The organism is Roseomonas marmotae, from assembly GCF_017654485.1.
In the GTDB taxonomy this organism is placed as follows: Bacteria; Pseudomonadota; Alphaproteobacteria; order Acetobacterales; family Acetobacteraceae; genus Pseudoroseomonas; species Pseudoroseomonas marmotae.
The window spans coordinates 69,158-77,500 of the sequence record NZ_CP061095.1 but is presented as its reverse complement, the minus strand read 5'-3'; the positions used below and the strand labels follow the sequence as shown (position 1 = coordinate 77,500).

Genomic DNA, 8,343 nt, shown 5'->3' with positions numbered 1-8,343 from the left:
CCTTGTAGCAGGCCTGCATCACCTCCCGCGGGAAGGGGCGCAGCTGCGTGCCGGCCGCGATCAGCCGGCGTAGCGCCGCCGGGTTCTGTACGTCGTATTTGGCGATCGTCTCGATGGTCGCGTCGCGGCAGGCACTTTCCAGCACCTCCCGGTAGAGCGGCGGCAGCTCCTCCATCTTCGCCTTGTTGACGTAGAGGGAGAGGTTGAGTGAGCCCTCCCAGAAGCCCGGGTAATAATAGAAGGGGGCGACGCGGTGGAAACCGAGCTTCTCGTCGTCATAGGGGCCGACCCATTCGGCCGCGTCGATCGTGCCCTTCTCGAGCGCCGGATAGATGTCGCCGCCGGCGATCTGCTGCGGGATGACGCCCAGCTTCTGCATCATGCTGCCCGCGATGCCGGCGATCCGGAACTTAAGCCCCTCCAGGTCCTTGGCTGTCTTGATCTCCTTGCGGAACCAGCCGCCCATCTGCGCGCCGGTATTGCCGGCAGGGATGGAGACGATGTTATAGCCGGCGAAGAAGTCCTGCATGATCTCGCGCCCGCCGCCATGGGTCAGCCAGGCATTGATCTGGCGCATGTTCAGCCCGAAGGGCACCGCGCCATCGAAGGCGAAGGTGGGATCCTTGCCGGTGAAGTAATAGGATGCCGTATGGGCGCAGTCGACCGTGCCGTTCTGCACCGCGTCGGCCACCTGCAGGCCCGGCACCAGCTCGCCAGCCGGGAAGGCGCGGATCTGGAACTTGTTGTCGGTCAGGGCGGCCACGCGCTTGGCCACATGGTCGCCCGCGCCGAAGATGGTATCCAGGGAACGTGGAAAGCTGCTGGCCATGCGCCAGCGAATCTCCGGTGCGGTCTGGGCGATAGCCGGGGCAGCCAACGCGGCGGTCGTGCCCGCCAGCGTGCTCGTCGCCAGGAGACGGCGGCTGATCATTCTTGTCCTGCTCCTCATGCCTGCGGTTATTGCGCCGCTGCAGGCAGGAGTGTGGTGCGGATCAGGCCATCTGTCACCGGTTCTCATTTTCATCCGGAAACAAAATTAGCGGTGCGGAAGGACCTTCCTCTCCCCCTGCCCTAGCGCCCTTTGAAACGCGGCGAACGCTTCTCCGCCCATGCGCGGCGCCCCTCGGCGAAGTCCTCGGAAGCCGTCAGGGCCTCGGCACGGGCGCCGATCGCGGCGTCGTCCGCCCGCCCCCGGGCGATATCGTTCAAGGCCTGCTTCATGCCCTGCACCGCCAATGGCGCATGGGCGGCCAGTCGAGCGGCCAGATCCGCCACCCGCCCAGCCAGCTCCGGCGCCGGCACCGCCTCATCCAGATAGCCGCAGGCCAGAAGGGCGGCGGTGTCCAGGGGCTCGGCGGCCAGGAACAGCCGCTTCGCCACTCCGAGCCCAAGACGGCTGACGAAGCGGCGCATGCCGCTGGGGTAGTAATGCAGGCCCAGCCGGGCCGCCGGCATCACCAGCCGCATGCCCTCGACGCCGATGCGGAAGTCGCAGGCCAGGGCCAGGTCGGTCGCCCCGCCATAGACGCTGCCGTTCAGGGCGCAGATGGTCGGCAGTCGCATTCGCTCTAGCCGCTCGACCACCGCCTCCAGCGACGGGACCGCCTGGGCATCACCGAAGGCACCGATATGAAAGCCGGAACTGAAGGAGGTCCCGGTTCCCGTCAGCACCAGCACCCGCAGCCCGGGCCCGGCATCGGCCCGCTCCAGCAGCAGCATCAGCTCCGCGAGGTCGGCGGGCTCCAGCCGGTTGTGGTGGCGCGGCCGGCGCAGGGTGATCGTGGCGCATTCCCCCTCCAGCAACAGGCCCGGCATCTGGCCTTCCGCCTCCTGAGCCTTCATCCGGCGACGGCGAGCGGCGCCGCGGCGACAGGCACGCTGGAGGCGGCGCGCAGCGTGGTCATCAGGAAGTCGATGAAGACACGCACCTTCTGCACATTCTTCAGTGCAGGGGAATAAAGGGCGCAGACATGCAGGTCGAAAGTCCCCATGGTCGTCACTTCGTACTCCGGCAGGATACGCACCACCTGGCCGCGGCGCACATGCTCCTCCGCCACCCATTCATGCGCGACGCTGATGCCAAGGCCGCTGGCCACCGCCGTCTCCAGCGTGCTGACATCGTTGCTGCGCAGATTGCCCCGCAACTGCAGCGTGCGGTCGTAGTCGCCCCTGCGGAACCGCCAGCTGACGGGAGCATCGGCCAGGCTGAAGACCAGGCAATTGTGCTCGTGCAACTCATCCGGCGAGGAGGGCATCCCATGCCGTTGCAGATACCCGGGCGAGGCATAGAGGCCCTGGCGGGTGGTGACGATCTTGCGCGTCACCAGCGAGGACGGCTTCGCCAGCCCATAGCGGATGCCGACATCCGTGCCCGGTGAGAGCGTCTCCAGCGTCCCGTTGGTCAGGCGCAGATCCACCTGGATGGTAGGATACCGTTCCAGGAAGCGCGGCAGCACCGGGGCCAGCAGCCAGGCGCTGAGGCCCGGGCGGGATTCGATCCGCAGCATCCCTTCCGGCATGCGGGAGAAGCGTGAAACCGCGAGATCCGCCTCCTGCAGATCCGCCAGGATACGTGTGACGGATTTACTGTAGGCGCTGCCCGCATCGGTCAGCGTGACATCGCGGGTCGTGCGCTTGAACAGCGCCACGCCCAAACGTTTCTCGATCGCACCGATGCGGCGGGAGACGGAAGATGGCGGCAGCCCCAGCTGTCGTGCCGCAGCGGAGAAATTCTCCGCGCTCGCGACACTCATGAAAAGCTGCAGGTCAGCCAACGAATTCAATTCTGGTTTCCTCATCCGACGTGTGACCCGCCGTCATTCCCGATCTCGCCGCAAGCCGGCGGCCATGTCCAGCCCCTCCGATGGCCTTCTCCGGCGCGGAGGGCAAGGGGGTAAGCTTGAACAAGGCCTTTTATGCCTTGATCTGTGCTGAAAATGCACAGGTTCTTTGCCTCTGACCTCCCGGACGGCCGGGGCCGCGCCTGTTAGCATCGGGGAAGGGGCTGACAGGCCCGTGGCCGTGCCCCAGCACAGTCCAATCAATAGAGTGAGTTGAGGGAAGGTACTGCGTGCCAGGTCCACTTTCGCATATCCGCGTGCTCGATCTCAGCCGTATCCTGGCGGGCCCCTGGGCTGGACAGGTGCTGGCCGATCTGGGCGCCGACGTCATCAAGGTGGAACGTCCCGGGGCAGGCGATGATTCCCGCGCCTGGGGCCCGCCCTTCCTGAAGGACGAAGAAGGCCGGGACACGCGGGAAAGCGGCTACTTCCTCAGCGTGAACCGCGGCAAGCGCTCCATCGCCATCGATCTGGCGAAGCCGGAGGGGCAGGCCGTGGTGCGAGAGCTGGCCAGGCGCTCGGACATCCTGCTGGAGAACTACAAGGTCGGGAACCTGGCCCGCTTCGGGCTGGCCTATGACGACCTGAAGGAGATAGCGCCGCAGCTGGTCTATTGCTCCGTCACCGGATTCGGCCAGGACGGCCCTCGCGCGCAGGATGCCGCCTATGATTTCGCCATCCAGGCCATGGGCGGGCTGATGAGCGTGACCGGCGAGCGCGACGACCTGCCGGGCGGCGGCCCGCAGAAGGTGGGCGTGCCGATCATCGACCTGACCACCGGCCTCTATACCGCCATCGCCGCCCTGGCGGGCCTCGCGCGCCGGAATGCCACCGGGCGCGGCGACCATGCGGATATCGCGATGCTGGACGTCGCCACGGCGCTGCTGGCCAACCAGGGCATGAACCACCTGCTGACCGGCAATACGCCGAAGCGCAGCGGCAACAAGCACCCGAACATCCAGCCGCAGGATGTCTTCGCCTGCGCCGATGGCAAGATCGCGCTGGGCGTGGGCAATGACGCGCAGTATCAGCGGCTCTGCCACGTCATCGGCATCCCGGAATATGCCACTGACCCGCGCTTCGCGGATAATCCCAGCCGGCTGAAGAACCTGCCGGAGCTGTTGGAGGCGGTGCGTGGCGCGATGAGCCGCATGCCGGTGAAGCAGGTCGTGGAGGGGCTGACAAAGGCCGGCGTGCCCTGCGGCCCCATCAACACCGTGCCGGAAGTGCTGGCTGACCCGCAGGTGCAACACCGCCAGATGGTGCGCCACCTGCCCCATCCCGCCAGCGGCACCGTTCCCCAGATCGTCAGTCCGCTGCGCTTCCGCGAGGCGCCGCTGAGCTTTGACCGGCCGCCGCCGATGCTGGGCCAGCATACCGACGACGTGCTGCGCGAGCTGGGGCTGGATGACGCCCCGGCACAGAACGCCTGACCGACCAGAATACAACGGGAGGATCAATAATGATCAGACTTGAGGTCTCCGACAACATCGCCGTGGTGACGCTGGACCGCCCGCCGGTGAATGCGATGAACCGCGAGATGCGGCACCGGCTGATCGAAGTCTTCGACGAGATCAGCGACCGTGACGATGCGCGCGTGGCCATCCTGCGTTCCGCGCACAAGGTCTTCTGCGCCGGTGCCGACCTGAAGGACCGCCCGGACCCCAGCCAGCCCGGCGTCTTCGGCGCGCATAACCGCGTGACGCGGGAGACGGGCAATTCCATCATGGAATGCAAGAAGCCCGTCATCGCCGCCGTCAACGGCGCGGCGCTGGGCCTTGGCTTCGCCCTGATGGCAAGCTGCGACATCATGCTGGCGGCCGAGGAAGCCATCTTCGGCATGCCGGAGATCGATGTCGGCCTGGCCGGGGGCGCGGCGATGCTGAGGAGCCTGCTGGGCCGCTCCCACATGCGGCACCTCTTCTTCACCGGCAAGCGCATCCCCGCGGCCGAGCTGTATCGCATGAATGTCATCGAGGCCGTGGTGCCGCAGGAGCGGCTGATGCCGGAGGCGATGGAGATCGCCCGGACCATCGCCTCCAAGAGCCCGCTGGCCATCGGCTATGCCAAGCGCTCCTGCGACATCGCCGATCTGATGCCGCCGCGCGATGCCTACCGCATCGAGCAGGACTTCACCGTCGCCCTCTCCCGCACCGAGGACGCGCAGGAGGCGCGCCGCGCAACGCTGGAGAAGCGCGCACCTGTGTTCAAGGGCCGCTGACCATGTTGAAGCGACGCGACATCGCCCTGCTCCTGGGCGCCGGCGGGCTGGCGGCGATCGGCCCCGCCCGCGCCCAGCAGGCCTATCCCAGCCGCAGCGTGCAGCTGATCGTCCCCTATGCGGCGGGCGGTCCCACGGATATCTTCGCCCGCGCCATCAGCGCCCCGCTCTCGGGGCTGTGGAAGCAGCCGGTGGTGGTGGACAACCGCCCCGGCGGCGGCACCATGATCGGCGCCGCCGCGGCCTCCCAGGCGGCGCCGGACGGCTACACGCTGCTGCTGACGGCCTTCGGCTTCGTCATGAACCCGCTGATGATGCGGGACCTGACCTTCGACCCGAAGGCCATGGTGCCCATCGCGCAGATCGGCGTCTCCATCGGCGTGCTCTATGTGCGGAAGGATCTGCCGGCCGATAACCTGCAGGAATTCATCGCCTTCGCGAAGAAGCAGCGCGGCGGCGTGAGCTTCGGCTCCTCCGGCGTCGGCAGCAGCACGCATACGGCGGCGGAGATGCTGGCCAGCCAGGCCGGCTTCGAGATGACGCATATTCCCTATCGCGGCTCGGCGCCCGCCATCACCGACCTGATGGCCGGCAATGTGGATGCCGTCTTCGACACCGCCGGCACCATGGGCTTCGTGCGCGAGGGCCGGCTGAAGGTGCTGGCCAGCGGGCGCGCCACGCGTGGGCCGGACATGCCTGACGTTCCGACCTTCCGGGAGTCGGGGGTGCCGATGGATTCCGAGACCTGGTACGGCTTCCTCGGCCCCAAGGGCCTGCCCACCGCGCTGCGCGACCGCATCGCGGAGGATGTCCGGGCGGCGGTGTCCGATCCGGCGACGCAGGAGAAGCTGACGCGCGGCGGGCTGGAGCCGCGCTATAGCGGCCCCGCCGATTTCGCCGCCAAGCTGGACTCCGAGCGCGAGATCTGGGGCCGGCTGGTGAAGGAGAGGAACCTGCGGCTCGACTGAGCCGCAGGAAGGCGTCAGCCCGGTGCCGCGAGGACGCGCACCGGGTTGCCGCGCAGCCAGCCGTCGATCGCCTCCACCGCGCCGCGGTAGTACATGCGGTAGTTGCGCTCGGTGACATAGCCGAGATGGGGCGTGGCCACGAGGTTGGGCAGGCTCCGCCAGGGGCTGTCGGCCGGCAGCGGCTCCTCCTCGAAGACATCCAGCGCGGCGCCGCCGATGCGGCCATCGCGCAGCGCGGCCTGCAAGGCGGCGGCATCGACCAGCGGCCCGCGCGAGGTATTCACCAGCAGCGCGCCCGGCTTCATCAGCCCGATCTCCCGCGCGCCGATCAGGCCGCGCGTGCTGGGCGCCAGCACCATGTGCACCGTCACCACATCGGCTTCCGCCAGCAGCGCATCCAGCGATGGCGCGAGACGCGCGCCCGCGGCCTCGCAGCGGTCCTGCGTCAGGTTCGGGCTCCAAGCCAGCACGGACATGTCGAAGGCGCGGGCATAGCGCGCCATCACCTGCCCGATGCGGCCGAGGCCGATGATGCCGATGGTCTTGCGCGCGAGGTCGAAGCCCAGGCTGTTCTGCCAGTGGCCGCCGGCGCGGAGATTGGCGTGTTCCTGCGGGATCTTCCGGGCCAGGGCCAGCAGCAGGCCCCAGCTGAGTTCCGGGGTCGGGTTCGGTACGCTGGGCGTGCCGCAGATGGTGATGCCGCGCGCCGCCGCCGCCGGCATGTCGATGGCGGCATTGACCATACCCGTCGTCACCAGCAGCTTCAGCGCCGGCAGCCGCGCCAGCATGGCGGCATCGAAGGGCGTGCGCTCCCGCATCGCCACCACCACCTCGGCATCGCCGATGGCTTCCGCCAGCGCCTCCCGTGGGAGGTGATCGTGCAGCGCCTCGACACGCAGGCGGTCCTGCAGCCCAGACCAGTCGGCCGATGACAGGGCGGCCTGCTGGTAGTCGTCCAGGATCACGCAACGGGGCAGCGGCATGGCGTCAGGGCTCCACTTTGGCGGGATGGGACGCCGGGCCGATGGCCCCCTGGCGGCGCAGTTCCGCGATCTCCTCCGGGTCCAGGCCCAGGACGGATTGCAGGATGGCATCGCTATGCTGGTCGAGCAACGGCGCGGGCCCTGGCACGCGTGGCGGCGTATTGGAGAGGTGGATGGCGTTCCGCACGGTGCGGATCTCTCCGGCGGTGGGATGCTGTACGGCGTGCAGCATGCCGCTGGCCTCGGTCTCCACTGCGTCCAGCGCCTCCAGCGGCGTCCGCACGGCGCCGATGGGCACGCCGATGCGCCGCAGCTTCTCCACCCAATGGTCGCGCGGCTGCTCGCCCAGCCGCTGGGACAGCATGGCGTTCATGGCATCCAGGTTCTCCAGCCGCGTGGCATTGCTGGCGAAGCGTGGGTCCGCCAGCATCTCCGGCAGGCCCATCCCCTCGCAGAGCTTGGCGAAGAGGCGGTTGTTGCCGGCGCTGATCATCACCTGGCCGTCCGCGCAGTCATAGACGCCGTTCGGCGCCATGAAGAAGGAGGTATTGCCGAGGCGGAGCGGGTTCTGCCCGGTGAGCAGCGGCCCCTGCATGATGAAGCCGAGCGAGGAGAGCGCGGTGTCGTAGAGTGACAGGTCAACGAACTGCCCCTCTCCCGTCCGTGCCCGTGCATGCAGGGCGGAGAGGATACCGAGGCCGGCATGCATGCCCGTCAGCACGTCGATGACCGAGCCGCCGGAGCGGATCGGCGGCATGCTGCTGTCGCCGGTCATGTACATCAGCCCCGTCTCGGCCTGGGCGATGGGGTCGTAGCCCGGGATGTCGCTGAAGCGGCTGTGATGGCCGTAGCCGGAGATGGAGCAATAGATCAGGCCCGGCATCTCCTCGCGCAGCGCTTCATAATCCAGCCCGAGGCGTCGCATGGCGCCGGGGCGGAAATTCTCCACGAGGATGTCGCATTCGCCGGCCAGACGGCGCGCAAGGGCGCGGCCTTCCTCCCTGGCCAGATCCAGCACCACGCTCTGCTTGTTGCGGTTCAGGCCCATGAAGATGGCGGACTCGCCGCCCTTGCCCGGTGGCTGGCTCAGCCGGGTATCGTCGCCATGCCCGGGGCTTTCGACCTTGATGACCTCGCAGCCCAGGTCCGCCAGCATCATGGTCAGGTAGGGCCCGGCGATGACGCGGGTGAAATCCAATACGCGCAGCCCCGTCAGAGGCGGCATTCCCGCGGCGGCACCCATGGCATCATCCTCCCCAGCCTGTCTTGGCCAAGTGTTATGGGGAAGTGGGCGGGCTTCGGCACGCGCGGGCACAGCACAATACCTGTGC

General features: G+C 68.1%; 8 protein-coding genes (1 of these 8 running past the window's edge). 3 read left to right on the top strand and 5 right to left on the bottom strand.

Translation table 11 applies throughout. The features are described from left to right. From IAI58_RS20870 to IAI58_RS20860, 3 genes are all read right to left on the bottom strand, one after another. On the bottom strand, positions 1–931 hold the 5' portion of the coding sequence (locus tag IAI58_RS20870; RefSeq protein ID WP_207448874.1) for a TRAP transporter substrate-binding protein. 176 nt of this gene lie to the left of the window's left edge; only the first 931 of its 1,107 coding nucleotides appear in the window; its start codon is at positions 929–931; its stop codon lies off the left edge, out of view. Positions 932–1,071: 140 nt separating this feature from the next. Beyond that, positions 1,072–1,815 carry an enoyl-CoA hydratase/isomerase family protein gene (locus IAI58_RS20865; protein WP_237182536.1) on the bottom strand — a complete coding sequence of 248 codons (744 nt, stop codon included), beginning with the start codon at positions 1,813–1,815 and terminating at the stop codon, positions 1,072–1,074. A 23-nt stretch (positions 1,816–1,838) separates the two neighbouring features. Further along, positions 1,839–2,798, bottom strand: a complete 960-nt coding sequence (locus IAI58_RS20860; protein WP_272874861.1) for a LysR family transcriptional regulator — start codon at positions 2,796–2,798, stop codon at positions 1,839–1,841. 272 nt (positions 2,799–3,070) lie between these two features. On the opposite strand from IAI58_RS20860, the gene IAI58_RS20855 reads away from it, so the two are divergent. The 3 genes from IAI58_RS20855 to IAI58_RS20845 are packed head-to-tail and all read left to right on the top strand — an operon-like array spanning position 3,071 to position 6,029. Continuing rightward, entirely contained in the window at positions 3,071–4,273 is a 1,203-nt protein-coding gene (locus tag IAI58_RS20855; RefSeq protein WP_207448880.1) for a CaiB/BaiF CoA transferase family protein, read from the top strand. Between the two features lie 29 nt (positions 4,274–4,302). Beyond that, positions 4,303–5,061: an enoyl-CoA hydratase/isomerase family protein gene (locus IAI58_RS20850; protein ID WP_207448882.1), complete on the top strand. Its 759-nt coding sequence runs from the start codon at positions 4,303–4,305 to the stop codon at positions 5,059–5,061. Positions 5,062–5,063: 2 nt separating this feature from the next. After that, positions 5,064–6,029 (top strand): Bug family tripartite tricarboxylate transporter substrate binding protein, encoded by a 966-nt coding sequence (locus IAI58_RS20845; RefSeq protein WP_207448884.1) that lies wholly within the window; start codon positions 5,064–5,066, stop codon positions 6,027–6,029. 14 nt (positions 6,030–6,043) lie between these two features. Here IAI58_RS20845 and IAI58_RS20840 read toward each other — a convergent pair whose 3' ends face one another. Both IAI58_RS20840 and IAI58_RS20835 read right to left on the bottom strand, forming a co-directional pair. Further along, entirely contained in the window at positions 6,044–7,012 is a 969-nt protein-coding gene (locus IAI58_RS20840; protein WP_207448886.1) for a D-2-hydroxyacid dehydrogenase family protein, read from the bottom strand. 4 nt (positions 7,013–7,016) lie between these two features. Then, a complete protein-coding gene (locus IAI58_RS20835) occupies positions 7,017–8,255 on the bottom strand; it encodes a CaiB/BaiF CoA transferase family protein (protein WP_207448888.1) in 1,239 nt (412 codons plus the stop codon). Positions 8,256–8,343 lie beyond the last annotated feature (88 nt).

Coding starts and splice junctions, on each gene's coding strand:
- IAI58_RS20860 (WP_272874861.1), bottom strand. CDS start 2,798: ATGAGGAAACCAGAATTGAATTCGTTGGCTGACCTGCAGCTTTTCATG.
- IAI58_RS20835 (WP_207448888.1), bottom strand. CDS start 8,255: ATGGGTGCCGCCGCGGGAATGCCGCCTCTGACGGGGCTGCGCGTATTG.
- IAI58_RS20865 (WP_237182536.1), bottom strand. CDS start 1,815: ATGCCGGGCCTGTTGCTGGAGGGGGAATGCGCCACGATCACCCTGCGC.
- IAI58_RS20840 (WP_207448886.1), bottom strand. CDS start 7,012: ATGCCGCTGCCCCGTTGCGTGATCCTGGACGACTACCAGCAGGCCGCC.
- IAI58_RS20850 (WP_207448882.1), top strand. CDS start 4,303: ATGATCAGACTTGAGGTCTCCGACAACATCGCCGTGGTGACGCTGGAC.
- IAI58_RS20845 (WP_207448884.1), top strand. CDS start 5,064: ATGTTGAAGCGACGCGACATCGCCCTGCTCCTGGGCGCCGGCGGGCTG.